This window comes from Allobosea sp., assembly GCF_030694325.1.
In the GTDB taxonomy this organism is placed as follows: Bacteria; Pseudomonadota; Alphaproteobacteria; order Rhizobiales; family Beijerinckiaceae; genus Allobosea.
The window spans coordinates 1-26,156 of record NZ_JAUXYO010000297.1 but is presented as its reverse complement, the minus strand read 5'-3'; the positions used below and the strand labels follow the sequence as shown (position 1 = coordinate 26,156).

The window sequence follows — 26,156 nt, the reverse complement described above, 5'->3', positions numbered from 1 at the left end:
CAGGCATAGTCACGCCTCACGAATGTGTCGCGGGTCGGCCCGCACGGGTCAGGGGTGGCGTTCCAGAGCGGTGAGTATGTCCTTTCAGCCCGGTGCACATCTCTCCCTGCCCTCGACCGAGTCCCACCCGCTCGTCGGGCGCACGATCCTGCAGATCATCCCGGAGCTCGAGGCCGGCGGCGCCGAGCGCACGGCGGTCGACATCGCGGGCGGGCTGACCGAGGTCGGCGCACGCGCGCTGGTCGCCACCGAGGGCGGCCGGCTGGTGGCCGAGCTGCAGGCCAAGGGCGGCGTCTGGCTGCCCTTTCCGGCCGCGGCCAAGAACCCGCTCGCCATGGCGCTGAACATCCGCAAGCTCACGCTGCTCTGCCGGCACGAGGGCGTCGATCTGATCCATGCCCGGTCGCGGGCACCGGCCTGGGTCGGGCTCGCCGCCGCCAGGCTCCTGCGCCTGCCCTTCGTCACCACCTATCACGGCTCCTACAACAGCCGCTCGGCGGTGAAGACGCTCTACAACTCGGTCATGGCGCGGGGCGACATCGTCATCGCCAATTCCGCCTATACCGCCGAGCTCATCCTCGCCCGTCACGGCTTCGCTCGGGAGCGCATTCGCGTCGTCAACCGGGGCACCAATTTCGCGGCCTTCGCGCCCCAGGCCGTTGCGCCGGAGCGGATCCAGGCGCTGCGCACCGCCTGGGGCATCGGCGCGCATCAGCAGATCGTGCTGCTGCCGGGCCGGCTGACCGGCTGGAAGGGCCAGCGCGTGCTGATCGAGGCCGCCCGCATCCTGCGCGACGGCGGCGACACCGACACCGCCTTCATCCTGGCCGGCGATCCGCAGGGCCGCGACGGTTATGTCAGGGAGCTCGACCAGCTCATCGCCAAGGCGGGGCTCGAGGGGCGCGTGCGCCGCGTCGGCCATTGCTCGGACATGCCGGCCGCCCTGCTGGCCGCGGCTGTCGTCACCGTGCCCTCGACCGAGCCCGAAGCCTTCGGCCGCGTCGCCGTCGAGGCCCAGGCCATGGGCACGCCGGTCGTCGTCTCCGATCTCGGTGCCGTGCCGGAAACCGTGCTCGCCCCGCCGCAGACCCCGCCCGGCGAGCGCACCTGCTGGCGCGTCGAGCCCGGCAACGCCGCCGCCTTGGCGGAGGCGCTGTCCGGCGCGCTCTCGCTGCGGCCGTCGGCGCGCGACAATCTCGCCATGCGGGCGCGCCGCCATGTCGAGCGGCATTTCTCGCTCGAGACGATGGTCGCCGAGACCCTCGACGTCTATTGCGCGCTGCTGGAGGGGCGGGGCGGCGCTTGAACCGCGTCGGTCTTGCCGAAAACCGGGATCGTCCCGATCTATCGGGTATTCGTCACCGACAGCCGGCCCTCGTGCATTGACAACGCGCGTCTTTGTGCAATGTGTCTGGCGATGGGCGCCGCGCGCGCCGTTCACAGGAGAATACAGCCATTCGTCGTCCTTTCCGTGCCGCCCCGACCCCGACCAAGGACGGTCCGCGCTCCAACCGCGACATCCGCGGCGTTCGCGAGGTCCAGCTCATCGACGATACCGGCGCCAATCGTGGCGTGGTGTCGTTCTTCGAGGCATTGAAGATTGCCGAGGATGCCGGTCTCGACCTTGTCGAGATCGCCCCCAACTCCGTGCCTCCGGTCTGCAAGATTCTCGACTATGGCCGCTTCCGCTTCCTGGAGCAGAAGAAGGCCGCCGAGGCGCGCAAGAAGCAGCGCACCATCGAGATCAAGGAGATCAAGCTGCGGCCGGGCATCGACAAGCATGACTACGACGTCAAGATGAAGGCCATGCTCGGCTTCTTCGAGGAGGGCGACAAGGTCAAGGTGACCCTGCGCTTCCGCGGCCGCGAGATGGCCCATCAGGATCTCGGCGTGAAGGTGCTCGAGCGCGTCAAGGCCGATCTCGCCGAGCAGGCGAAGGTCGAGAGCGACTGGCAGCTCGAAGGCCGCCAGATGGTCATGGTGCTGGCGCCGCGCTAGTCGCTCGCGCCATGCAATCGGCATCAGGCCCGGCCCCAGTGCCGGGCCTTGTCATGTCCGGCCCCGCGATGCTTGGGTCACGGCGACCGAACCGAACCGCGAGCGCCACGCCGATGACCCAGTCTTCCATCACCAGCCAGCGGCGCGATCTCGCCGCCGCCTTGCGCCTTGCCGCGAAGTTCGAGCTGAACGAGGGCATCTGCAATCACTTCTCGGTCGCTCTGCCCGACGGTCCCGACGGCCGCACGCGCTACCTGATCAACCCCTATGGCGTGCACTGGTCGGAGATGAGGCCGTCCGACCTGCTGCTGATCGACGAACGCGGCCAGGTCCTGGAAGGGGAGGGCGAGGTCGAGGCCACCGCCCGCAACATCCACATCGCCGCCCACAAGGCCAATCCGCGCCATGTCGCGGTTCTGCACGTCCACATGCCCTATGCCACCGCGCTGACCATGGTCGAGGGCGGGCGGCTCGAGATGGCGCACCAGACCGCCTGCCGCTTTCATGGCCGCACGCTCTATGTCGACCATTTCGGCGGGCTGGCGCTGGACGAGAGCGAGGGCGAGGCGATCGTAGCCGCCAACAAGGCCGAGGCGGGCGCCGACATCACCTTCCTCGCCCATCACGGCGTCACCATCGGCGGCCCTTCCGTCGCGGTCGCCTTCGACGACCTCTATTTTCTCGAACGCGCCTGCCGCCAGCAGGTCCTGGCCATGTCGACCGGCCGGCCGTTGAAGCTCATTCCCGACGCCGAGATTGAGGCGACCGCCCGCGAATGGCGCCAGGTCCTGGTGTTCCAGTCAGAGAAGCATTTCGAAGCGCTGATGCGGATCGAGCGCATCTGACCTAGCGTCACTTTCGTGTTCTCCCCGGCGCGGTCCTTGACTAGGGTGCCGCGAGGAAGCCGACGCCCGCCACGGGCGCGGCCGCTGCCGGGGGGATTGGCGATGGGGTCGAACGGAGTTGCGGCGGCGTGGGCCGCGCTGGTGCTGGCTGCAATGTCAGCGGGACCGATCGGGGCGCAGACGCCCGCGCCCGCCCAGAGCCCGGCGCCGGCCAAGCCCGATGAGACCAAGCTCGACCTGAAACTGTTCGACAAGGCCGAGGTCGACCGCTCGAAGGGCTGCTCTGTCGCGCTGTGGCAGTCCAACCGCGATCCCGACAAGGACCGCTACGCCTTCATCTTCACAGAAGCGCTGACCGGCCAGAATCACGCCCGCCAGCCGGCGCGCATCAAGGTCGCCGAGAAGATCCTGTCGATGACGCGCGTGGCGACCGGCGGCAAGGTCGGCGGCTACGGTCTCTACCCCTACCAACTCTACAGGCTCGGCGCCGATGAAGGTTTTGCCGTGCTCGACCTCAAGCTTGGGGAGATCGAGGGCGAGGCGGTCGAGATCGAGAGCGGAACGCTGACCGTGTCGATGGCCGGCAAGCAGCAGGCGCGCGTGCCCGTGAAGGGCGGAGCCGGCTGCATGATGGCGCCGATCGCCGCACCGCCTCCTGCCGCACCGCCGCCCGCGACCGCCGCCGCGGCGCCTCCCTCCAATCCCGGCGGCAGCTTCAGCCGCTACACGGTCAGGCCGGCCCAGATCCCGCGCACGCTGCCGGCGACGCTCAAGAGCCGCTTCGGCTGCGACCCGGAGATGCTGAAGGCCGGCGTCACCGGCTTCCAGATGTCGGAGGAATCGGCGATCTGGGAACTGCCCTGCCAGCGCTTCAACATCCAGGCGAACGCGGTCTATGCGCTGGTCTACCTGCCGGAGCCGGCGCAGAACCTCCGCTTCCTGAACTTCAAGGCCCCTCCCGGCAAGAAGCGCACGAGCGCGCCCGCCGAATTGATGTCGCCGGAATGGAATGTGAAGACCCGCACCGTCACCGGTACCGCGCTCGGCCGCAGCGAGGGCGACTGCGGGGTCCATGAGCGCCACCGTGTGGGGGCCGATGGCGAGTTCGTCCTGGTCGAGTATCGCGAGAAGGTGGCCTGCGACGGCAAGGCGGGCACGCCCGAGCAGTTCCCGCTCGTGTATCGGGCGCGCTGAATGCTGTCGATAACGTAAAGGCAGCTGCGTCGCGGCGCCGCTCGCGCGGGCCCTCTGACCGAAATTTGAGCACGAACACCTGTTCGGGCGGATGCGAATCAGCGCAGTTGGTGATCTTCTTCCGCGCGCAACGAGGCCCGCCTTGTTGCGCGCGTCCCTCGTCCGGTACCGTATCGGCGGGCGACGGCCTACCGGAGGCGCCTGCCCTTGCCGACGTTACAGACGGGACCTGCGATCGATCCGGCGCTGGCCGGCCTGATCCGGCACATGCGGGCGATCGACGACTACCGCCAGGTCTTCGACCGGCTGCAGGCCTCTTGGGATACGCTGACGCTGCTCGGGCAGCTTTCCGGCAATGCCACCGAGATGTCGGGCACGCGATCGGCCTTCGAGACGCTGACCGCCAGCCTGCTCGGCCATCTCGCCAAGGAGACCCGCGACAAGGCGATGACCGATCTGCGCACAAAAGCGCAGAACGCCATCGACGTGCTGGTCCGCAATCTGTTCGAGCGCACGGCCGACATCGGCTTCCTCGCCGCCGACACCGACATCCGCGAGATGCTGGAGGCCCCGGTCTCGCCCGAGGCCCGGGCCGCGATCGAGGCGCGCTTCCGGGACTATGTCGCGAAGTATTCGGTTTATTCCGACATCGTGCTGATCGACCGCGAGGGCGCGATCCGCGCCCGGCTCGCGCCGCATCCGGCGCAGGAGGCGCAGCACCCGATCGTCACGGAGGCGCTGACCTCGAGCGGCGCCTATGTCGAGCATTACGGCCCCATCGATTTCGTCGCCGACGAGAACGCGCTGGTCTATGCCTGGCGCGTCGAGGATGCGGGCAAGCGCCCGCTCGGCGTCCTCGTTCTCGTCTTCCGGCTGGCCGACGAGATGGCGGGCATCTTCCGCAAGCTCCTGCCTGAACAGGACTGGACCGTGCTGGCCTGCGTCTCGCCCGACGGCGACGTCGTCGCCGGCTCCTGCCCGATCCAGCTTCCGGCGGGGCTGAAGCTTTCGCCCTCCGCGCTGCAGGGGCGCGACCCGGTGATCCGCCTCGGGGGACGGCAATATCTCGCCATGGCCTGCCGCACGTCGGGCTATCAGGGCTATATGGGGCCGGGCTGGCTCGGTCTCGGGCTGATCCCGCTGGAGGCGGCCTTCGACCAGGACGACGGCGAACTCGGCAAGGGCATCGGCGAGGATCTGCTCGCGGCGGTCACCAGCCGGGCCGGGCTGTTTTCGGCCGAACTGCGCCATGTCTCGCGCCAGGCGGCGGCGATCCAGGGCGATCTCAACCGCTCCGTCTGGAACGGCTCGATCCGGCAGGCCGGCTCGACCGCCGCCAATGCCGCCTTCTCGAAAATCCTGCTCTGGGAAATCTCCAGCGCCGGCCGCAAGACGCAGGCCGTCTGCGACGCCTCGATCGGCGATCTCCACCGCACCGTCGTCGCCGCCATCATGGAGAAGTGCCGCTCGCGCGCCGCCTTCGCCATCGACGTGATGGACCGCAATCTCTACGAGCGCGCCAATGACTGCCGCTGGTGGGCGCTGAATGCGAGCTTCGCCCGCGTGCTGGCGGAGCCGTCGCCCGAAGGCCGCCGGCTCTGCGGCGAGATTCTCGCCACCATCAACGCGCTCTACACCGTCTACAGCAATCTCATCCTGTTCGATGCGCAGGGCGTCGTCGTCGCCGTCTCGCAGCCGTCGCAGGCCCATCTCGTCGGACAGCGACTCGAGGCCGAATGGGTCGGACGCACGCTCGCCCTGCGCACCGGCCAGCATTATGCCGTCTCCGCCTTCGAGCCGACCCTGCTCTATGGCGAGGCCGAGACGCTGATCTACACCGCGGCGGTTCAGAGCCCGGCCGGGGGCAGGGCGCTCGGCGGCATCGCCATCGTCTTCGACTCGACTCCGCAATTTTCGGCGATCCTCGCCGATTCGCTGCCGACCGACGAGGAGGGCGCGGCCTTGGCGGGGGCCTTCACGCTGCTGGTGGGCGGCGATGGCCGGATCATCTCGTCCAGTGATCCGCGCTTCCCCGTGGGCGCGCAAAGCCCGCTTCCGATCGATGCGGCGGCGCTGGAGCGCGACGGCGATCTCGCCGGCATTCGCAGCTTCGAGGGCAAGCATATGGCGGTGGGCGCCGCGCTCTCGAAGGGCTATCGCGAATACAAGACCAGCGACGGCCACCGCGCCGATGTCGTGGCGATCTGCGCCGTGCCGCTCGGCGAGGTCGCGGCGGACAACGTGGCCCGCCCGGCGGCGGGCGCCGCCTCGGTGGCGCTGGCCGCGCAGAAGCCTGCCGACGGGGTCGAGGCCTTCGAGGTGGCGACCTTCCATATCGGCCGGCACTGGCTCGGCGTCCCGGCGCGGGATGTCGTCGAGGCGGTCGACATCGCCGGGCTCAAGCCCTCGGCCAGGAAGGCGGGGGACGGGCTGCTCGCCGGCTACAAGCTGCATGAGGGCCAGCCCGTGCCCGTGCTGCGTCTGGCCCGGCTGCTGGGCATCCCCGACGCCTCCTCCGAGGAGCAGCAGATCGTCATCGTGCGCGCGGCCGGCCGCACGCTCGGGCTCATCGTCGACGCGCTCGGCATCATCCCCGAGATCGCGACCTCCGAACTGCAGCCGCTGCGCGACCTGACCTCGAAGACCGATGTCCCCGCGCTCGGCGTGGTCGCCACGCGCAACGCCCGCGGCGAGCCGGCGGGCATGCTGATGCTGCTCGATGTCGACCGCCTCGGCGCGCGGCTTCAGGGCGAGGGCGGGCCGGCGCTCATCCAGGCCGCGGAGTAGGAGAAAGCTCAGCGGATCGGGCACCAGTCCCAGAAGCCGGTCGTCCGCGACGGCGTGGTATAGAACCAGCAATAGCCCGGACGCGGCGGCTGCCCGGCCCACGACACCGCCGCAGCCCCTGCGATGAAGCCCACGGCCGCGCCGGCCGCGATGGCGCCGCCGCGATTCCAGTGGCGACGGGGATGGACCACAACCACGCGAGCGGGCCTGTGGTGCCGGACAACAGTGCCGCCGCGATGGCCGCGGTAGACATGTCCTCGGTTCACATGACCTCGGTTCACATGCCCCCGGTTCACGTGGCCTCGGTTCACATGGCCTCGGTTGGCATGGCTGCGATTGACATTCCCGCGATTGACATGGCCGCGGTTGACCTGGGGTCGGCTGCCGCGATCGGACCTCTGGACCGAGCCCTGCTGGTTGCCGCGAACCTGCGCCTCCGCCGATCCGATGCCCGGGATCGGAGGAATGAAGCCCGCCATGAAGGCGAGCAGCAGGAAGAGCGATTTCGCCGTCGGATTCTTGCGCATGCAAACCTCCCGCAATGGCCCGGCCCCAGCGCCCCGGCCTGAGAGACTAGCGCCTTGCGACCGTGATTGTCGATCAAGTCGCCGGACGATCTGCTGGACGATGGCGAGGTCGATGGTGGGGGTGCCGGTCGAATGCGCTGGTTCGTCTCGCGAGGTTGCCACGGCCTTCGCCTGCGGGAGATGATCTCTCCCGCCTGCTGCCTCGGCGCCTCTCTTGCCACCTCCGCCCTTTTCTGTCATACGCGCGGCCTTCGATCGCCCGGCTGATAAGGGCTGCCGTGGCGGTCGATCTTTGCTTCCCGCAAGCAAACATGAAGCGGCGCCGTTTGCGCGCTCGCGACCTATGAGGAGCGAAAATGCCCAAGATCAAGACGAAATCGGCCGCCAAGAAGCGGTTCAAGATCACCGGAACCGGCAAGGTGCTCTACGCCCAGGCTGGAAAGCGTCACGGGATGATCAAGCGGACCAACAAGCAGCTCCGCAATCACCGCGGCACCGCCGTCCTCTTCGAGGGCGATGCGGCCAACGTGAAGAAATATTTCCTCCCCAACGGCTGACGCCCCCTAACCTTTCCGGAGATCGAACATGGCTCGCGTGAAACGGGGCGTAACGTCCCATGCCAAGCACAAGAAGACACTCAAGGCCGCCAAGGGCTTCTATGGCCGCCGCAAGAATACGATCCGCGCCGCCAAGGCGGCCGTCGATCGCTCGATGCAGTACGCCTATCGCGACCGCAAGAACAAGAAGCGCTCCTTCCGCGCGCTCTGGATCCAGCGGCTGAACGCGGCGGTGCGTGAGCACGGCCTAGTCTACTCGATGTTCATCAACGGCCTGCACAAGGCCGGCATCGAACTCGACCGCAAGACCCTGTCGGCGATGGCCATCGACGACGCCGCCTCCTTCACGGCGGTGGTCGAGGCGGTCAAGGCCGCGCTGGCCGCCGAGCCGCAGGCCCAGGCTGCCTGAGCTTTCTGGCTGAAACGAGATACCAAAGAGGCCGGCAGCGATGCCGGCCTTTTTTCGTTGACTCACTGTCGTCATTCTCGGGCGTAGCGAAGCGAAGACCCGAGAGTCTGGTTCAGCAGATGCTCGGATCTTCGCCCGAGCATGACGTGGATGCTCAAGTCTGCACGTCATCCTCCGTCGCCGGCCGCCAGTTGTCGCCCGCGCCCTCGACGATGCGGGCATACGCCTCCTCCGGCGTATCCGCATAGGCGAACAGGGCCATATCCTCGGCCCGGATCAGCCCCGCTTGCGCCATCACCTCGAGGTTCAGCAGCGCCTGCCAATAGGCGCGGTCATAGAGCACGATCGGGACAGGGCGCATCTTGCCCGTCTGGACCAGCGTCAGGATCTCGAAGAGTTCGGCGAGCGTGCCGAAGCCGCCGGGGAAGACCACCAGCGCCGAGGCCCGCATCGCCAGATGCATCTTGCGCATCGCGAAATAATGGAAGCGGAAGGTGAGGTCGGGCGTCGACCAGGCATTGGGCTCCTGCTCGTGCGGCAGGGTGATGTTGAAGCCGATCGAGAGCGCGCCGGCCTCCGTCGCGCCGCGATTGGCCGCCTCCATGATGCCCGGCCCGCCGCCGGTGGCGATGACATGGTCGCGCCCGAGATCGCCGGGTGCCAGCGCCCCGCCGCGCTCCGAGGCGAGGCGGCCAAAGGCGCGCGCCGCCTCGTACCAGGGATCACCCTCCCGCACCCGCGCCGAGCCGAAGACGACGACCGTCGAGAGGATGCCGCGGGCGCGCAAATGGTCCTCGGCCTTCTGGTATTCGAGCATGAAGCGGGCGCCCCGCGTCGAATCGCCGAGGATGAAGTCGGGGTCGAGCGCCGCCAGGCGGTAGGAGGGCGAGTTCTTCTGGGCCGTGCTGTCGGGCTTGGCGGTCGTGTCGGGCATGTCTTGCGAATCCGGTGGATCTGTCCCAGCCTTACCCCAGATAGTTTCGCAATACGGCCACCATGCGATCCGCGCTCGTCCTGTGCGGGACGAGCGTCAGGAAGCGCCCCTCGCGATCCATCAGATAGGTCAGCGAGCCATGGTCGACGCTGTGCTCGCCCGGCGCGTGGTGCGGCAGCGTCAGCTTGCGGCGGTGGACCTTGTAGGCCCTGGCCACCGCCGCGATCTGCGCCTCGCTGCCGGTCAGCCCGATCAGGCGGGGATGGACGGCGCCGACATAGGCCGCCAGCACCGCCGGCGTGTCATGGGCCGGATCGACCGTGACGAAGAGCGGTGCCACGCGCTCCGCCAGCGGACCGAGCCCGTCCAGCGCCTGCGCGATCGTCGGAAGGTCGATCGGGCAGGTGTCGGTACAGCGGGTGAAGCCGAAATAGACCAGCATGAAGCGGCCGCGGAAGTCGCCTTCGCTGACGGCCCGGCCGCTGTGGTCGACCAGCGCAAACGGCCCACCGAAGCGCCCCGCCAGCGGATCGGGCCGGGGGGAAGGCGCGGCATGGCCGGAATGGCCGTGATGCTGCGCCGGCGCCGGCAGGCTCCAGCCGGTGGCGAGCCCGGCCAGCAGAGCGCGTCGCGTCGGGCTTGCCCGCATCCGCGCGCTCAGGGCTTCGGCTTGGGCACGAGGCCCTTGATGCCGAGCGGACCGGTCTCGGCGATGATCGCATTCGACTCGGGGTCCGCGCGCCACCATTCCGGCGCGGGGCCGTTGCGGGCCTCCCATTGCGCCTTGAAGCGCTCTGTCGGCGTGAACGGGGCTGTGCTGCCGGCCTCCCGGACGCCCTGCGCGAAGAACAGCGTGATCGCCGGGTTCTCGATCAAGAGCCCGTCGGCCTCGACCTCGCGGCCGCAGAAGCCGGCGAGATCGGGCGCCGCCCCGGCGAAATCGATCTGCCCCTTGCCGACCAGCCGGAAGCGGCCATCCGCCTCGACGATGCCGAGCTGGCGCTTGCCGGCGCCGCAATCGGGCGCGCAAACGCCCTTGAGATGGCACAGCGCCTCGACGACGCGGCCCTTCAGCACGACCGGCTTTTCATGCGGGATGCCCCAGGGCTCGGCGGCGGGCGCGACTGCGGGAGCGAAGACGACCAAAGCCGCGACGCCGATGCCCACAGCCCTCATCCTGAGGAGCCGCCCTCGGGTCCGGCCTAAGGCCGGCCCAAGGATAAACTCAGCGGCGTCTCGAAGGATGCTCCAGTTGTCTCCGGAGCGTGCTGAACCATCCTTCGAGACGCGCGCCTGCGGAGCGCTCCTCAGGATGAGGGCTGGAAAGTGGCCCATCTCCTCAGTTCCCGAACGGCTGGATGCCGTGTTCGTCATGGGTCAGGTTGATCACGCCCTTGTCGTCGGCGATCTGGTCCACGAGCAGGTATTTGACCCCGTCGCGCTCCAGCAGTTCGCCATCGACCGTGACCTCATGCGCCATCAGCCGCGCGACGCGCGGATTGGCGACGCTGTCGGTATCGTCGCCGATTCGCAGGATCAAATAGAGCGCGCCCTCCGCATCGCGGATGCTGACCGGAATGCCGCCCAGCGCGCACCAGACCGCGCATTGGTGATGGGCGCTGCCCTTGGCGAACATCAGCCCGCTGACCGTGCACCAGCTGTCGGCGATCTCGCCGGTAATGCTGACGCGCTGTCCGTCCTGCGCCTGCGCTTGCCCGGCGAGCCCGGCCGCGAAGAGCGCGACGATCGGCAGCGCCGACCGCAGCCACACGCGGCGCGACCATGATTGCGACAGCCCTGTCATGAAGCGGCGCTCATCATCGTCAAACCCCCGGGATTTGCGAGCGTCCGCCTGCTTTGCCGGCGTGATTGCCTCTAGCATCGACGCTGGCGACACCCTAGAAGATGCCTCGCAAACGGACCAGAGCAGGCATGGACGAGATCGATCACTTGGGCGCGAGCCTCCTTGCGGACATCGCGAAAGCGCAGGACGAAGCGGCGCTGGAGCAGATCAGGATCGGCGCGCTCGGCAAGGCGGGCTCGATCTCGGCGCTGCTGAAGACGCTGGGCGGGATGACGCCCGACGAGCGCAAGGAGAAAGGCCCGCTGATCAACGGCCTGCGCGACCAGGTCCAGACGGCGCTCGCCGCCCGCAAGGAAGCGTTGGCGGAGGCTGCGCTCGAAGCCAGGCTCGCCGCCGAGACCATCGACGTCTCGCTGCCGGTGCGCGAGGGGCCCGAGGCGCGCGGCCGCATCCACCCGATCAGCCAGGTCATCGACGAGATCACCGCCATCTTCGGCGACATGGGCTTCTCGATCGCCGAGGGGCCCGATGTCGAGACCGACGACCTCAACTTCACCAGGCTGAACTTCCCCGTCGGGCATCCGGCCCGCGAGATGCACGACACCTTCTTCTTCGCACCAGACGCGAATGGCGAGCGCAAGCTGCTGCGCACCCACACCTCGCCGGTCCAGGTCCGCACCATGCTGGCCCAGCAGCCGCCGATCCGGGTGATCTGCCCCGGCCGCACCTACCGCATGGATTCCGATCAGACGCATACGCCGATGTTCCACCAGGTCGAGGGGCTGGTGATCGACAAGGGCGCCCATATGGGTCACCTGAAGTGGATTCTCGAGGAGTTCTGCAAGGCGTTCTTCGAGATCGACACGGTCAAGATGCGTTTCCGGCCGTCCTTCTTCCCCTTCACCGAGCCCTCGGTCGAGGTCGACATCCAGTGCTCGCGCAAGGGCGGCGAGATCCGCTTCGGCGAGGGCGAGGACTGGCTCGAGATCCTCGGCTGCGGCATGGTCCACCCGAACGTGCTGCGCAATTGCGGGCTCGATCCGGAGGTCTATCAGGGCTTCGCTTGGGGCATGGGGATCGACCGCATCGCCATGCTGAAATACGGCATGCCGGACCTGCGCCCCTTCTTCGAGGCGGATGTGCGCTGGCTCAGCCATTACGGCTTCCGCCCGCTCGACCTGCCGACGCTGACCGGCGGCCTCTCGGCGTGAGCGCCGCCGCCAAACGGAGGGCGAGGTCATGACGGCCGCGGGATGGGCAGGCCTGTTCGCCGTGCTGCTCGTCGCGACGAACCTGCTCTGCCAGGCGATCGCGTTTGTTCGCCTGCGCCGCCGCGACCGGCAGACGGCCCTGCTCGCGGCGCTGCCGCCGGTGACGATCGTGCGCCCACTGCGCGGCATCGAGGCCTTCAGCCGCGAGACGGCGATCTCGGGGCTCGAACTCGACTATCCCGACTATGTCACGATCTTCGCCGTCGCCGATGCCGACGACCCGATCGTGCCGATGGTCGAGGAGCTGATCGCCCGCTACGGCGCGGAGCGGGTGAAGCTGATGACCGGCGACGTGAAGGTCAGCGCCAATCCCAAGCTCAACAACTGCGTCAAGGGCTGGGAGGCGGCGCAGACCAAATGGGTCATCCTCGCCGATTCCAACGTGCTGATGCCGAAGGACTACATCCAGCGCCTGCTCGCCTCCTGGGGGGAGGAGACCGGGCTGGTCTGCTCGACGCCGGTGGGCTCGCGGCCCTTCGGCTTCTGGGCCGAGCTGGAATGCGCCTTCCTCAACACCTTCCAGGCGCGCTGGCAGTTCGCCGGCGAGGCCTGCGGCTTCGGCTTCGCCCAGGGCAAGTCGATGCTCTGGAACAAGCCCTTCCTCGATGCCCGCGGCGGCATCGCCGTGTTGGGCGAGGAGATCGCGGAGGATGCGGCGGCGACGAAGCTCGTGCGCCGCGCCGGCAAGCATGTCCATCTCGTCGGCCGGCCCTTCGAGCAGCCTTTGGGCGAGCGCAGCCTGCGCGACGTGGTCCAGCGCCAGTTCCGCTGGGCACGGCTGCGGCGCGTGACCTTCCTGCCGTTCTTCCTGCCCGAGATCCTCTCCGGTCCGCTGCTGGCGGTGCTGGCGGCGGCCGTCGCGCTGCCGTCATTAGGGTGGTCCGCCTGGCTCGCGCCGGTCCTCGTGCTGCTGCCCTGGTACGCGGCCGAACTGGCCTTCGCGCGCGGCGTCGGCTGGTACGGCTCCTGGCGCATGCCGCTGGCGCTGCTGATCCGCGACATCGTCTTTCCAGGCGTCTGGGCCTACGCCTTCGTTGCCGGCGAGGTCAGCTGGCGCGGCAACGCGATGAAGATCAAGACGGACGGGGAGGACGAGCTGAACGCCGCGCCGGCCCCGATGTCCCATGCAATGACGAGAAGTGACGGACGCTCATGAAGTTCACCCTGTCCTGGTTGAAGGATCATCTCGACACGACCGAGCCGGTCGAGGCCATCACGGAAGCCCTGACCCGCGTCGGGCTCGAGGTCGAGGGCGTCGACGACAAGGCCCAGGCGCTCGCCGCCTTCACCGTGGCCTATGTGATCGAGGCCAAGCAGCATCCCAATGCCGACCGGCTGCGCGTCTGCCTGGTCGACACCGGCGGGGCTGAACCGGTGCAGGTCGTCTGCGGCGCGCCCAATGCCCGCACCGGCATGAAGAGCGTCTTCTCCCCGCCAGGCACCTATATTCCGGGCAAGGACATCACGCTCGGCAAGGGCGTGATCCGCGGCGTCGAATCCAACGGCATGCTCTGCTCGGCCGCCGAGCTGCAGTTGTCCGAGGACCATGACGGCATCATCGACCTGCCGCAGGATGCCCCCGTCGGCCAGTCCTACGCCGCCTATGCCGGCCTGAGCGACCCGGTCATCGAGATCGCGGTGACGCCCAACCGGGCCGATGCGCTCGGCGTCGCCGGCGTCGCGCGTGATCTCGCCGCCGCCGGCCTCGGCAGGACGACGACGCCGTCGGTGGCGCCCGTGCGCGGCGCCTTCCCCTGTCCTGTCGATGTGAAGCTCGACTTCGCCCCCGAGGACAAGGCGCTCTGCCCGGCCTTCGGCCTGCGGCTGGTCCGAGGCGTGAAGAACGGCCCGTCGCCGGACTGGCTGCAGGCGCGGCTGCGCGCCGTGGGGCTCAGGCCCATCAACGCGCTCGTCGACATCACCAATTTCATGACGCTCGACCGCAACCGCCCGCTCCACGTCTTCGACGCGGCCAAGGTCAAGGGCGACCTCGTCGTGCGCCGCGCCCGCGACGGCGAGACGATCGTGGCACTCGACGGCAAGACCTACACGCTGACCTCCGAGCAGGTCGTCATCGCCGATGCGGCGGGCGTCGAATCGATCGCCGGCATCATGGGCGGCGAGGCCTCCGGCTGCGACGAGGGCACCACCGATGTGCTCGTCGAGAGCGCGCTGTGGGACCCGCTCAACATCGCCCGCTCGGGCCGCGCGCTCGGCATCACCTCCGATGCGCGCTATCGCTTCGAACGCGGTGTCGATCCCGAGTTCTGCCGGCCGGGGCTCGATCTCGCCACGGCGATGATCATGGATCTCTGCGGCGGCGAGCCTTCGGAGATCGTCTTCGCCGGAGAATTGCCCGACAGCGCCCATGCGATCGATTTCCCATGGTCCGAGGTCAAGCGCCTGACCGGGCTCGACCTGCCGGTGGTGGAGATGAAACTGGCGCTGACCTCGCTGGGCTTCCACGTCTCGGGGCAGGGCGAGCGGGTCAAGGTCGCCGCCCCCTCCTGGCGCGCCGATGTCGGCGGCAAGGCCGATCTGGTCGAGGAGATCCTGCGCATCGCCGGGCTCGACCGCGTCGTCTCGACGCCGCTGCCGCGCATCACCGGCGAAGTGATCAAGCCCGTCCTCACCGTCCTTCAGAAGCGCACCCGCCAGTCCAAGCGCCTGCTCGCCAGCCGCGGCATGGTCGAGGCCGTCACCTGGTCCTTCATCGACCATGAGTCGGCCAAGCTGTTTGGCGGCGGCTCGCGCCAGCTCGTGCTCGCCAACCCGATCGCGGCCGATCTCTCGGACATGCGGCCCTCGCTGCTGCCGGGGCTGATCCGCGCCGCCCAGGCCAATGCCGATCGCGGCTTCGGCGACGTCGCCCTGTTCGAGGTCGGTCAGATCTTCCAGAGCGACCAGCCCGAAGGCCAGCTCATGGCCGCGACCGGCCTGCGCCGGGGCACGGCGAGGCTCGAGGGTGCCGGCCGTCATTGGGATGGCGTGGCCAAGCCCGTCGATGCCTTTGATGCCAAGGCCGACGTTCTGGCGCTGCTGGCCGGGCTCGGCGTGCCGACCGGCGGGCTGCAGGTCGTGGCGGGCGGCCCGGCCTGGGCCCATCCCGGCCGCTCGGCGACGCTGCGTTTCGGCCCCAAGGGCGTGATCGGCGCTTTTGGCGAGGTCCATCCGCGCATCCTCAAGGCGCTCGACGCCAAGGGACCGCTGGTCGCCTTCGAAATCCATCTCGATGCGCTGCCGCTGCCGAAATACAAGCCGACCAAGGTCAAGCCGAAGCTCACCCTCTCGGGCTTCCAGCCGGTGACGCGCGACTTCGCCTTCATCGTCGACAAGGCGACGGCGGCTGGCGAAATGGTGAAATCCGCCCAGAACGCCGATCGCGCCCTGATCTCCGACGTTTCGGTCTTCGACCTCTACGAGGGCCAGGGCGTCGAGCCCGGCAAGAAGTCGGTCGCGCTCGCGGTCACGCTCCAGCCGGTCGAGAAGACGCTGACGGAAGCCGAGATCGAGGCGGTCGGCGCCAAGATCGTCGCCGAGATGGCGAAGCGTTATGGGGCGGTGCTCCGGGGATAGGGCGCACCTGCAGGTGTGTACTCGGAAACACGCTGTCATCCCGGGCTTGCCCCGGGATCCATCGAAGGGCTCCAGAGCGCTATGATGGATCCCGGAGCGGCGCTGCTTAGCAGCTTGTCCAGGAGGATGGCGCGGTTCCGTCCCCCACACCATTGATCTGGATTGTGTAATAATCGCTGCGCGCAATTCCGCCGAAATAGGCGTACGCGCTCTCGATCGCACATTCCGAAATGGCATCCATGGCCATCACCGAACTTCCCGTCACCGACCGCCTCTTCCCCGGCTTCCAGTTGCTCGACGTCGCGACGTCGGGCGCGCGCATCCGGGTGCGGACGGGCGGGCAGGGGCCGGCTCTGCTGCTGCTGCACGGCTATCCCCAGACGCATGTGCTCTGGCACAAGCTGGCGGGACGGCTGAAGGACCGCTTCACCCTCGTCTGCGCCGATCTGCGCGGCTATGGCGACAGCGACAAGCCGCTGACCGACGCCGAGCATTTCCCCTATTCCAAGCGCGCCATGGCGCTCGACATGGCGCAGGTGATGACGCAGCTCGGCCATGAGCGCTTCCAGGTCGGCGCGCATGACCGCGGCGCCCGTGTCGCCCATCGCCTGGCGCTCGACCATGCGCAGCGCGTGACCAGGCTCGCCACGCTCGACATCGCGCCGACGCGCGAGATGTATGCCGGCACGACCGACGCCTTCGCCCGCGCCTATTGGCACTGGTTCTTCCTGATCCAGCCGGCGCCCTTCCCGGAGAAGATGATCGGGGCTGATCCGGAGGCCTATTGGCGCAAGAAGTGCGGTTCGGGCGCGGCGGGCTTGAAGCCCTTCGCGCCGGAAGCGCTGGCCGAATATCTGCGCTGCTTTGCCGATCCTCAGACCATCCATGGCTCCTGCGAGGATTACCGCGCCGCCGCCACCATCGACATCCGCCATGACGACGAGGATGGTGGCCGCAAGCTGACGCAGCCCGTGCTCGCGCTCTGGGGCGAGAACGGCATCATCGGCAAATGCTTCGATCCGCTGGCGCTCTGGCGCCTGCGCGCGGAGAACGTCCAAGGCCGCGGCCTGCCCGGCGGGCATTATCTGGCCGAGGAGATTCCCGATCTCGTCGCCGCCGAATTCATCGCCTTCTTCGGAGACAAGTCATGAGCCGCACCAACCGCGTCTACCGCATCGCCGCCATCGCCGGGGACGGCATCGGCAAGGAAGTGATGCCGGAGGGGCTGCGCATCCTCGAGGCGGCCTCGAAGAAATACGGCTTCGAGCTCCGCCTGGACGAGTTCGACTTCTCCTCCTGCGACTACTACGCCAAGCACGGCAAGATGCTGCCCGACGACTGGAAGGACCAGATCGGCGGCCATGACGCGATCTTCTTCGGCGCCGTCGGGATGCCCGCCCAGGTGCCCGACCACATTTCGCTCTGGGGCTCGCTGCTGCTGTTCCGGCGCGAATTCGACCAGTACGTCAACCTCCGCCCGGTGCGGCTGATGCCCGGCGTGCCCGGCCCGCTCGTCGGCCGCAAGCCCGGCGACATCGACTTCTTCGTCGTCCGCGAGAACACCGAGGGCGAGTACTCCTCCGTCGGCGGCCGCATGTATGCCGGCACCGAGCGCGAGATCGTCATGCAGGAGACGGTGATGAGCCGCGTCGGCGTCGACCGCGTGCTGAAATACGCCTTCGAACTCGCCATGCGCCGCCCGCGCAAGAAGCTGACCTCGGCCACCAAATCGAACGGCATCGCCATCACCATGCCCTACTGGGACGAGCGGGTGAAGGAGATGGCGAAGAAGTACCCGGATGTGACCGTCGACCAGTACCATATCGACATCCTGACCGCGCATTTCGTGCTGAACCCGGACCGGTTCGACGTCGTCGTCGCCTCCAACCTGTTCGGTGACATCCTCTCCGACCTCGGCCCGGCCTGCACCGGTACGATCGGCATCGCGCCGTCGGGCAACATCAATCCGACCGGCGACCATCCCTCGCTGTTCGAGCCGGTCCATGGCTCTGCGCCCGACATCGCTGGCCAAGGTGTGGCCAATCCCATCGGCCAGATCTGGTCGGCGGCGATGATGCTCGACCATCTCGGCGAGACGGAAGCCGCAAAGGGCATCGAGGCCGCCATCGAGCGGGCGCTGGGCGATGCCCGCACCCGCACTCGCGATCTCGGCGGTTCGCTGGGCACCGAAGCTGCCGGCAAGGCGGTCGAGCAGGCGCTCGGCTGACGGCCATGGAACCCTGCGCGCCGTCACCCGTTCGGGGCGAGGCGGCGCGCTGCCACCGGGCTTTGCCTCCCTTGGCCTGATCGAGCCTCTTGCGTTGAGCGGCCCGTAAGGTCACAGGAGGGCGCAGTGCCCCGATCGACGAGGACTTGACCGACCAATGGATTTTTCATCCTCCCAATTCTGGGTCTCGCTGCTCCAGATCATCTGGATCGACCTGCTGTTGTCGGGCGACAACGCGGTCGTGATCGCGCTCGCCTGCCGCTCTCTCCCCGAGAAGCAGCGCAAGGTCGGCATCTGGCTCGGCGCGTCCGCGGCGATCGGCCTGCGCATCATCTTCGCGCTGGTCGTCACCTACCTGCTGCTGGTGCCCTATCTGAAGATTGTCGGCGGCATCCTGCTGTTCTGGATCGCGGTGAAGCTCGCGCTCGGCGAGGACGAAAGCCATGCCGAGATCGACGGCGGCACCACGCTCTGGCAGGCGGTGCGCACCATCGCCATCGCTGATGCCGTGATGAGCCTCGACAACGTCATCGCCATCGCCGCCGCCTCGCGCGGACACCCCGAGCTGTTCATCTTCGGCCTGCTGCTCTCGATCCCGCTGATCATCATGGGCGCGCAGTTCCTGACCGCGATCATCACCCGCTACCCGATCCTGATCTGGATCGGCGCGGCCCTGCTGGGCTGGATCGCGGCCGAAATGATCCTCGGCGACATCGCTGTGCTGCAATGGCTTCAGGTCAACATGCCGACCTGGGTGAAGCCCGTGCCGCCGGAGGTCAGCGCGCTCGGGATCGGCCCTGCCAATATGCCGCATTACGTCACCTCGGTGATGGGCGCCGCACTCGTCTGCGCCATCGCCTATGGGCTGAAGCAGCGGCGCGGTAACCGCGCGGCCGAGGGCTGAGCGCCCTTTCGCCTCACCCGATGACGACGATCGCGGCGGCCGGGATCTCCTGGCCGCCGTTTTCGATGATGCGGCTGAAACCGCTCGCCACCAGGGCGTCCGCTCCGTCCCGCACCGTGACCCGCCCCTCCGCCGAGAGCGAGACGGCGAAGCTCTCGGGAGCGCGCGCGAAGCCCGTCCCCAGCGCCTTCACATAGGCCTCCTTGGCGCTCCACAGCCGCGCGAAGGCCAAAGCGCGGCTCGCCCGCGGCTGAGCGAGAAGCCAGGCCGATTCCTCCGGATGCAGGACACCCATCGGCGGGGCGGCGGTTTCGTCCACGGCTTCGACGTCGACGCCGACCGGCCGGCGGGCGAGCGCCACCGCGACCATCCCGGCCCGTGTCGCGAGCGACAGATGCAGCCCGTTGCCGGAGGGCTGCGCGACCAGAGGGCGCCCGCCCGCCTCATGGCCGATCGCGATCGCCGCCAGTGGCAGGCCGAGCTGCCGCGCCAGAATGCCGGCCGCCACCCCCCGACGCAGCGCCGAGCGCTCGGGCAGCGTCGCGGGCCGCTCCGGCGTCGCCACCAGCCAGATGGCGGGAAGGCTTTCGGCGATGTCGTCGGCATTGCGGAGCCAGATCATCGCGGCAGGATAGGGCAGGGCGCCGGCACCCGCCATCGCGCCCTGTGTGCGGCTCATGCGCCCCGCCCGTCTGACAGCGTTGACCTGCGGCGCGGTTCGGCTTTGGAAGGACACCACGCCTCCCGCTCGCCCCGGGCGGCGCAAGGGCGGCCAAAGACGGCCACGCACCATGGGAGAGAAGCCGTCGATGGAGCGAACTGCGGCACAGGTGAGCGCGGCCGGGATTCGCCTGGGCATGCGCAGGGTCATGGTGCTGGTGCCGGGCGTCGTCGTCTTCGCCGTCGCCTTCGGGGCGGCGGCCTCGGCCAAGGGCTTGAGCCTCGTCGAGACGCTGCTGATGAGCGCATTGGTCTATGGCGGCATTTCGCAGCTCGTCGCGATGGAGCTTTGGCGGCCGGAATGGAGCTGGGGCGCCATCGCCGGCCTCGCCGTCGTCACCGCCACCGTCAATTCTCGGATGATCCTGCAGGGTGCGTCGCTGCAGCCCTGGTTCGCGTCCTATCCGAAGGCGTTGAACGCGCTCCATTTGTTCTTCTTCACCGACGCCAACTGGGTCATCGGCACGCGCTACCGGGCCGAGGGCGGGCGCGATCTCGGCGTCCTGATCGGTGCAGGGCTGCTGCTCTGGGTGGTCTGGGTCCTGCTCACAGGGCTGGGCTACTGGCTCGGCGCGCTGGTCTCCGATCCGCGCGCCTTCGGCATCGACCTCGTCATGCCGATCTTCTTCGCCGCGATGATCGTGCCGCTCTGGCGCGGCCGCCGCGCCGCCGTGCCCTGGGTCGCCGCGGGCCTCGCCGCGCTGCTGACGGCCAAGCTGGTCGAAGGCTACGCCTTCATCATCGTCGGCTCCCTGACCGGGGCGATCGTGGGAGCGTTCAGCGATGACGCTGCCTGATCCGGGCTCGGCGAATCTTGGCGCCTGGGGCGCCGTCATCGCGATCCTCGCCATGGCGGTCGCGACCTATCTCTGCCGCATCGCGGGCGTGGTGCTGATGGGTTTCATCCCGCTGACGCCACATGTCCGCCGCGGGCTGGCGGCCCTGCCGGGCTCGATCATCGCCGCCACCGTCCTGCCGCTGATCGAGCGGCTCGGCCTGGCGGCCGGCATCGCGTTGCTCGCTGCGATGGGCAGCATGATCCTGCGTCGCAACGAACTGCTCGCACTGGTCGTGGGTATGAGCGTCATCGCCGCCCTGCGCGCGCTGGGGTTTTGATCCATCACCGCGACCGATCGCTTCCATCACATCCCGTCATCGGGATGTGCGGGGCTGCGTGTTGACGCCGGACACCGCGCGGCAGACGGTGCGCGCGACATCGACCGATGCAGCAGGAGCGCCTGATGGCCTGGTATTCGCAGACTTGGACCTGGTTCGAGGGAGAGTGGCACGAGGGCAACCCGCCGATCATGGGGCCGCGCAGCCATGCGACCTGGCAGGGCTCCTCGGTCTTCGACGGCGCCCGCTGGTTCGACGGCCTGGCGCCCGATCTCGCGCTCCACGCGGCCCGCGTGAACCGCTCCGCGACCGCGCTCGGCCTGAAGCCGACGGAAACCGCCGAGACGATCATCGCCAAGGCGCATGAGGGCATCAAGAAGTTCAAGGGCGACGTCGCCCTCTACATCAAGCCGATGTACTGGGCCGAGGCCGACGGCATCTCCACCATCATCCCCGACGAGGACTCGACCCGCTTCTGCCTCTGCCTCTTCGAGGCGCCGATGGGCCTGCCGCCCAACGGGCTTTCGGTCACACAGGGTGTCTTCCGCCGCCCGACGGTCGAGACCGCCCCGACCGACGCCAAGGCCGGCTGCCTCTACCCCAACAATGCCCGCACCCTGCGCGCCGCCAAGGCCGCCGGCTTCGACAACGCGCTGGTGCTCGACATGCTCGGCAATGTCGCGGAGACCGCGACCTCCAACATCTTCCTCGCCAAGGACGGCGTGGTGAAGACGCCGGTTCCCAACGGCACCTTCCTGAACGGCATCACCCGCCAGCGCGTCATCGGCCTGCTGCGGCAGGACGGCGTCACCGTCGAGGAGACCAGCCTGCGCTACAGCGATTTCGAGCAAGCCGACGAGATCTTCTCCTCGGGCAACTACTCGAAGGTCGTGCCGGTCGGCCGCATCGACGACCGCCAGCTCCAGCCCGGCCCGCTCTATCGCAAGGCCCGCGAGCTCTACATGGACTTCGCCAACAGCGCGAAGGCCTGAAGACCATGGCGCGCCTCGTCACCAGGCTGACGCGGCGGCTCGGCATCGAGCACCCGTTGCTCTCGGCGCCGATGGCGCTGGCGGCGGGCGGCGCGCTCGCCGCCGCCGTCACCCGCGCCGGAGGCTTAGGCCTGATCGGCGGCGGCTATGGCGACGGCGACTGGCTCGAGCGTGAGTTCGCCCAGGCCGGCAACACCCGCACCGGCTGCGGCTTCATCACCTGGTCGCTGGCCAAGCAGCCGCACCTGCTGACGGCCGCGCTGGCGCATCGCCCCGCGGCGCTGATGCTCTCCTTCGGCGATCCCACGTCGTTTGCGGCGGAGATCGCGGCAGCGCAGATCCCGCTGATCTGCCAGTGCCAGTCGCTCGACCATGTCCGCCAGGCGCTCGATGCGGGCGCGGCGATCATCGTCGCGCAGGGCGGCGAGGCCGGCGGCCATGGCCACCGCCGCGCGACCTTTCCCTTCGTGCCGGAGGTTGCCGATCTGCTGGCGCGCGAGAGCCCCGACACGCTGCTGCTCGCGGCGGGCGGCATCGCCGACGGGCGCGGTCTCGCGGCCTCGCTAATGTTGGGCGCCGACGGCGTGCTGGTCGGCACCCGCTTCTGGGCGAGCCGCGAGGCGCTGGTCCATGAACGGCAGCAGGAGGCCGCGCTGGCTGCCACCGGCGACGGCACGCTGCGCACCTCGCTGCCCGACATCGCCCGAAGGCTCGACTGGCCGAAACCCTTCGACATCCGCGTCGCCGCCAATGCCTTCACCGCCCGCTGGGCCGGCCGCGACGAAGCGCTGAAGGCGGCGATTGAGCAGGAGGCGCCGGCCTATCGGGAGGCCTTCGCGGCCGGCGATCCCGACAACGCCGCGGTCATCGTCGGCGAGGCGGTCGGGCTGGTCGCCGATGTGCCCTCGGCCGGCGACATCGTCACGCGCATGGTCGACGAGGCGGCGGTGCTGCTGGGCGAGCGGGCGCGGGGCCTGCTGGGTTGATGATTACTTCACTCGGAAACACAACCGTCATCCTGGGCGACCGCAGGTCGACCCGGGATCCATCATAGGGCTCGTCGGTGCCCTATGATGGATCCCGGAGCTGCGCCGCTTCGCGGCTTGTCCAGGATGACGCCGTGTTTTCGAGCGAAGTCATCGTGACCTGAGCCCTACCGCAGCAGCCGGACCGTCCCCGAGACCTTGAGCCCGACCGCGAGCACCGCCGCGTAGAGCAGCGCCGCGAGCAGGCTCAAGGCCGCCACCGCGACGAGCCGGGGTTCGTGCGGGAAGCCGGCCATCGCCGCGAGCAGGGCAGGCGCCGCCAAACGCGCGGCGAGGCCGGCGACGAGCGCCGCTGCCAGCGTGACCGCGATCAGCACCGCGAGCCTCCGGTCCGGCTTCGCCCAGCCGCGACGGATGCCGAGGACGAACAGGGTCGCGACATTGATCCAGGCGCCGGCCGCCGTCGCCAGCGCCAGCCCGGCCGCGCCGAAATCGCGCCACAACAAGAGCTTCAGCGCGACATTGGCGCCGATGGCGGCGAGCGAGACGAACATCGGCGTCGTGGTGTCGCCGCGGGCCTGGAAGGTCGAGACCTGGGTGCGGATCAGCACGATCGCCGGCAGCCCCACCGCATAGGCCAGCAGCACCGCGCCCGCCGCCTGGCTCGCGGCTGCGTCGAAGCGCCCGCGCTCGAACAGCGCCGAGACGACCAGTTCGGGGATGGCGAGAAAGGCCGCTGCGAAGGGCGCGGCCGCGACGACCGTCAGCGCGATCGCCCGGTTCTGCGCCCGGTCGGAGGCCGCCTCGTCGCCGGCCGCGAGTAGGCGGCTCATGGTCGGCAAAAGCACCGTGCCGACGCCGATCGCGATCACGCCGATCGGGAGCTGGTAGAGCCGCTCGGCGTAGTACAGTGCCGCATAGGCCCCCGCCGGCAAAAGCGAGGCGATGATCGTGTCGGCGAAGAGCGCGATCTGGACCCCGCCCGAGCCGATGACGGCCGGCCCGAACGCCTTGAGGAAGCTCTTCACATCGGCGTCCAGCCGCGGCCGGGTCAGGGCGGCGGCGACGCCGGCGCGCCGCGCGGCGAAGGCGAGCAAGAGCCATTCCAGCACGCCGGCCGCCGCCATGCCCCAGGCGGCCGCATAGGCGGCGTTCGGAAACAGGAAAGCGACCATCAGCGCCGCGACCAGGCAGAGATTCATCAGGATTGGGGCAGCGGCGGCAGCCGCATAGCGATCGACCGCATTCAGATTGGCCGAGAGCAGCGTCACCAGCGTGATGAAGAGCAGATAGGGGAAGGTGATCCGCGTCAGCGAAACCGCGAGATCGAAACGCAGCGGATCATTCGCAAAGCCCGGCGCCAGCAGCCGCACGATCTCGGGCATGAAGGGCAGCGCGATCGCCACCAGAACGAGCTGGACGATCAGGTTGAGGCTGAAGACGCGGTTGGAGAACAGCGCTGCGGCCGCCTCGCCACCCTGCTGGCGAATGCGCGCATAGGCCGGGATATAGGCCTGGTTGACCGCCCCCTCGCCGAAGATCGCCCGGAAATGATTGGGCAGCCGCAGCGCCACCGAAAACGCGTCCATCAGCGCGCCCGCGCCGAGCACGGCCGCCAGCACGATGTCGCGCACGAAGCCAGAAAGCCGCGAGAGCAGGGTGAAGCCGCCGACGGAGAGGATTTTGCGAAGCATCAGCGCGTGACGACTTTTCTCACAACCACCGCGCGGTCATCCCGGGCGGAGCGAAGCGGAGACCCGGGATCCATTCCGGAACCTTTGCGATCAGAGTTCCGGAATGGATCCCGGATCAGCGCGGCTTTGCCGCTCGTCCGGGATGACGGTGGGTGTCGGCAGGGACCGGCAATCAACGATGTCGCCTACATCCCAGATCGCAGCGCCAGCGTCTACCGGATCAGCGGCGGCAGCGCGTCGCCGCGGGGATGGTCGACGGTGCGGGCATCGAAGCCGACCCGTTCGCCGATCAGGTAGAGCGGCCGGCGCTTCACCTCCGCGAAGATGCGCCCGACATATTCGCCGATCATCCCCAGCGAGACGAGCTGGATGCCCGAGAAGAACATGATCGAGACGATCAGCGAGGGGAAGCCGGGCAGGTCGGTGCCGAAGAACAGGGTGCGCAGCACGAAGAACAGCGCCGTCATCGCCGCCATCACCGCGATGACGACGCCGGCCCAGGTCGCGATCTTGAGCGGCACGGTCGAAAACGAGGACAACCCGTCGAAGGCGAAGGAGAACAGCTTGCGGTAGCGGAACTTCGAGACGCCGTGCTCGCGCTCGGCGACGTCGAAGGTCACGCCCGTCGAACGGAAACCGACCCAGGCATAGAGCCCCTTCGAGAAACGCGCCCGCTCGGGCAGGGCTCGCAGCGCATCGACCACCTTGCGGTCGAGCAGGCGGAAATCGCCGGCGCCCTCAGGCAGTTCGGTCTCGCCGAAGCGGGCGAAGAGGCGGTAGAAGACCTTGGCGAAATTGCGCTTCAGCCGGGTTTCGCCGTCGCGGTCCGAGCGCTGGCCATAGACGTTCAGATAGCCCTCGCGCCACTTTTCCAGGAAGACCAGGATCGTCTCGGGCGGATGCTGGAGGTCGGCGTCCATGATCACCACGGCATTGCCCGAGGCGTGGTCGAGCCCTGCCGCGATGGCGATCTCCTTGCCGAAATTGCGGCTGAACGAGACCGCGCTGACGCGCCGGTCCTGGCTCGCCAGCAGGCGCAGCACCGCAAGCGTGCCGTCCCGGCTGCCGTCATCGACGCAGACCAGCTCCCAGGAGGTCACCGCGCCGTCGAGCACCTGTTTCAGCCGCTCGAACAGCAGCGGCAGATTGTCGGCTTCGTTGTGGACGGGAACGACGATCGAGAGCTCCGGCCGGCTGGATTGGCCGGGCGGTGCGGGCGAAGCGGAAGGGGGCTGCATCTCGGACACGCGGTTGACCTCTCGGCGGCTTCGCCGGCGCGATCCCGTCGAGGCCGGGCGGTGCCGGGATGACGGGGCCTGTGCGGAACCGTAAAGCTTGCGGGCGCTCTTAGCGCAAGGCGCCTGAACAGAGGACAACAAACCGGCATGGCGAGCGGATTTGTTTTATGCGCCGACGATTTCGCGCTGACCGACGGGGTCAGCCGCTCGATCCTGGCGCTGCTCGAAGCCGGCAAGCTCTCGGCGGCGGGGGCGATGACCAACCGTCCGCACTGGCGGACCTTCGCCGGGGCATTCAGGGCGCTCGCCGACCAAGCCGATCTCGGCCTGCATCTGAACCTCACCTGCGCGGCCCCGCTCGGCGCGATGGCGCGGCT

26 protein-coding genes are annotated in these 26,156 nt (G+C 68.7%); 18 read left to right on the top strand and 8 right to left on the bottom strand.

Going from position 1 to position 26,156, the window contains the following annotated elements; all coding sequences use genetic code 11:
* Window positions 1-76: 76 nt before the first annotated feature.
* The 5 genes from Q8M82_RS19270 to Q8M82_RS19250 all read left to right on the top strand — a co-directional run bounded on the left by Q8M82_RS19270 (window position 77) and on the right by Q8M82_RS19250 (window position 6,824).
* A complete protein-coding gene (locus Q8M82_RS19270; protein WP_305692910.1) occupies window positions 77-1,306 on the top strand; it encodes a glycosyltransferase family 4 protein in 1,230 nt (409 codons plus the stop codon).
* Window positions 1,307-1,455: 149 nt separating this feature from the next.
* Entirely contained in the window at window positions 1,456-1,998 is a 543-nt protein-coding gene (infC, locus tag Q8M82_RS19265) for a translation initiation factor IF-3 (RefSeq protein WP_305692924.1), read from the top strand.
* 113 nt (window positions 1,999-2,111) lie between these two features.
* On the top strand, window positions 2,112-2,843 hold the full coding sequence (locus tag Q8M82_RS19260; RefSeq protein WP_305692909.1) for an aldolase: 732 nt from the start codon (window positions 2,112-2,114) through the stop codon (window positions 2,841-2,843).
* 102 nt (window positions 2,844-2,945) lie between these two features.
* The gene (locus Q8M82_RS19255; protein WP_305692908.1) at window positions 2,946-4,037 is read left to right on the top strand and encodes a DUF1176 domain-containing protein; all 1,092 of its coding nucleotides are present in this window, start codon (window positions 2,946-2,948) and stop codon (window positions 4,035-4,037) included.
* Window positions 4,038-4,244: 207 nt separating this feature from the next.
* Window positions 4,245-6,824, top strand: a complete 2,580-nt coding sequence (locus Q8M82_RS19250) for a chemotaxis protein CheW (protein WP_305692907.1) — start codon at window positions 4,245-4,247, stop codon at window positions 6,822-6,824.
* Between the two features lie 8 nt (window positions 6,825-6,832).
* Here the strand turns inward: Q8M82_RS19250 and Q8M82_RS19245 are convergent, their stop codons facing one another.
* On the bottom strand, window positions 6,833-7,351 hold the full coding sequence (locus tag Q8M82_RS19245) for a hypothetical protein (RefSeq protein ID WP_305692906.1): 519 nt from the start codon (window positions 7,349-7,351) through the stop codon (window positions 6,833-6,835).
* Window positions 7,352-7,707: 356 nt separating this feature from the next.
* On the opposite strand from Q8M82_RS19245, the gene rpmI reads away from it, so the two are divergent.
* A complete protein-coding gene (gene rpmI / locus Q8M82_RS19240; protein WP_305692905.1) occupies window positions 7,708-7,908 on the top strand; it encodes a 50S ribosomal protein L35 in 201 nt (66 codons plus the stop codon).
* 28 nt (window positions 7,909-7,936) lie between these two features.
* Window positions 7,937-8,317, top strand: a complete 381-nt coding sequence (gene rplT / locus Q8M82_RS19235; protein WP_267519697.1) for a 50S ribosomal protein L20 — start codon at window positions 7,937-7,939, stop codon at window positions 8,315-8,317.
* A gap of 154 nt (window positions 8,318-8,471) precedes the next feature.
* On the opposite strand, the gene Q8M82_RS19230 is transcribed toward rplT, so the two are convergent.
* From Q8M82_RS19230 to Q8M82_RS19215, 4 genes are all read right to left on the bottom strand, one after another.
* Complete coding sequence (locus Q8M82_RS19230) at window positions 8,472-9,251, bottom strand: LOG family protein (protein ID WP_305692904.1); 780 nt, start codon at window positions 9,249-9,251, stop codon at window positions 8,472-8,474.
* Window positions 9,252-9,282: 31 nt separating this feature from the next.
* On the bottom strand, window positions 9,283-9,900 hold the full coding sequence (locus tag Q8M82_RS19225) for an SCO family protein (protein ID WP_305692903.1): 618 nt from the start codon (window positions 9,898-9,900) through the stop codon (window positions 9,283-9,285).
* Between the two features lie 8 nt (window positions 9,901-9,908).
* Window positions 9,909-10,418 (bottom strand): hypothetical protein, encoded by a 510-nt coding sequence (locus Q8M82_RS19220; RefSeq protein WP_305692902.1) that lies wholly within the window; start codon window positions 10,416-10,418, stop codon window positions 9,909-9,911.
* Between the two features lie 172 nt (window positions 10,419-10,590).
* Window positions 10,591-11,055 carry a hypothetical protein gene (locus tag Q8M82_RS19215; RefSeq protein WP_305692901.1) on the bottom strand — a complete coding sequence of 155 codons (465 nt, stop codon included), beginning with the start codon at window positions 11,053-11,055 and terminating at the stop codon, window positions 10,591-10,593.
* Window positions 11,056-11,183: 128 nt separating this feature from the next.
* On the opposite strand from Q8M82_RS19215, the gene pheS reads away from it, so the two are divergent.
* The 6 genes from pheS (at window position 11,184) to Q8M82_RS19185 (ending at window position 19,033) form a co-directional block, all read left to right on the top strand.
* On the top strand, window positions 11,184-12,266 hold the full coding sequence (pheS, locus tag Q8M82_RS19210; RefSeq protein WP_305692900.1) for a phenylalanine--tRNA ligase subunit alpha: 1,083 nt from the start codon (window positions 11,184-11,186) through the stop codon (window positions 12,264-12,266).
* A gap of 28 nt (window positions 12,267-12,294) precedes the next feature.
* Window positions 12,295-13,482, top strand: a complete 1,188-nt coding sequence (locus Q8M82_RS19205) for a glycosyltransferase (protein ID WP_305692899.1) — start codon at window positions 12,295-12,297, stop codon at window positions 13,480-13,482.
* Window positions 13,479-15,902 carry a phenylalanine--tRNA ligase subunit beta gene (gene pheT / locus Q8M82_RS19200; RefSeq protein ID WP_305692898.1) on the top strand — a complete coding sequence of 808 codons (2,424 nt, stop codon included), beginning with the start codon at window positions 13,479-13,481 and terminating at the stop codon, window positions 15,900-15,902. Before Q8M82_RS19205 ends, pheT begins: the two co-directional genes overlap by 4 nt.
* Before the next feature lie 239 nt (window positions 15,903-16,141).
* The gene (locus Q8M82_RS19195; RefSeq protein WP_305692897.1) at window positions 16,142-17,053 is read left to right on the top strand and encodes an alpha/beta fold hydrolase; all 912 of its coding nucleotides are present in this window, start codon (window positions 16,142-16,144) and stop codon (window positions 17,051-17,053) included.
* Window positions 17,050-18,129, top strand: a complete 1,080-nt coding sequence (locus Q8M82_RS19190; RefSeq protein ID WP_305692896.1) for a tartrate dehydrogenase — start codon at window positions 17,050-17,052, stop codon at window positions 18,127-18,129. The genes Q8M82_RS19195 and Q8M82_RS19190 overlap by 4 nt, the downstream gene beginning before the upstream one ends.
* 157 nt (window positions 18,130-18,286) lie before the next feature.
* Window positions 18,287-19,033 carry a TerC family protein gene (locus tag Q8M82_RS19185; RefSeq protein WP_305692895.1) on the top strand — a complete coding sequence of 249 codons (747 nt, stop codon included), beginning with the start codon at window positions 18,287-18,289 and terminating at the stop codon, window positions 19,031-19,033.
* Window positions 19,034-19,046: 13 nt separating this feature from the next.
* Here Q8M82_RS19185 and Q8M82_RS19180 read toward each other — a convergent pair whose 3' ends face one another.
* Window positions 19,047-19,712, bottom strand: a complete 666-nt coding sequence (locus tag Q8M82_RS19180; protein WP_305692894.1) for a 4'-phosphopantetheinyl transferase family protein — start codon at window positions 19,710-19,712, stop codon at window positions 19,047-19,049.
* 178 nt (window positions 19,713-19,890) lie between these two features.
* On the opposite strand from Q8M82_RS19180, the gene Q8M82_RS19175 reads away from it, so the two are divergent.
* The 4 genes from Q8M82_RS19175 (at window position 19,891) to Q8M82_RS19160 (ending at window position 22,847) form a co-directional block, all read left to right on the top strand.
* On the top strand, window positions 19,891-20,550 hold the full coding sequence (locus Q8M82_RS19175) for an AzlC family ABC transporter permease (RefSeq protein ID WP_305692893.1): 660 nt from the start codon (window positions 19,891-19,893) through the stop codon (window positions 20,548-20,550).
* Entirely contained in the window at window positions 20,537-20,869 is a 333-nt protein-coding gene (locus Q8M82_RS19170; protein ID WP_305692892.1) for an AzlD family protein, read from the top strand. Before Q8M82_RS19175 ends, Q8M82_RS19170 begins: the two co-directional genes overlap by 14 nt.
* Window positions 20,870-20,976: 107 nt before the next feature.
* Window positions 20,977-21,861: a branched-chain amino acid aminotransferase gene (locus tag Q8M82_RS19165; RefSeq protein ID WP_305692891.1), complete on the top strand. Its 885-nt coding sequence runs from the start codon at window positions 20,977-20,979 to the stop codon at window positions 21,859-21,861.
* Window positions 21,862-21,866: 5 nt separating this feature from the next.
* On the top strand, window positions 21,867-22,847 hold the full coding sequence (locus tag Q8M82_RS19160) for an NAD(P)H-dependent flavin oxidoreductase (protein WP_305692890.1): 981 nt from the start codon (window positions 21,867-21,869) through the stop codon (window positions 22,845-22,847).
* A 167-nt stretch (window positions 22,848-23,014) separates the two neighbouring features.
* Here the strand turns inward: Q8M82_RS19160 and murJ are convergent, their stop codons facing one another.
* Entirely contained in the window at window positions 23,015-24,541 is a 1,527-nt protein-coding gene (murJ, locus tag Q8M82_RS19155) for a murein biosynthesis integral membrane protein MurJ (RefSeq protein WP_305692889.1), read from the bottom strand.
* Window positions 24,542-24,753: 212 nt separating this feature from the next.
* The gene (locus Q8M82_RS19150) at window positions 24,754-25,779 is read right to left on the bottom strand and encodes a glycosyltransferase family 2 protein (RefSeq protein WP_305692923.1); all 1,026 of its coding nucleotides are present in this window, start codon (window positions 25,777-25,779) and stop codon (window positions 24,754-24,756) included.
* 147 nt (window positions 25,780-25,926) lie between these two features.
* Here Q8M82_RS19150 and Q8M82_RS19145 point away from each other — a divergent pair.
* The coding region (locus tag Q8M82_RS19145) for a ChbG/HpnK family deacetylase (RefSeq protein WP_305692888.1) at window positions 25,927-26,156 on the top strand (230 nt) is incomplete at its 3' end.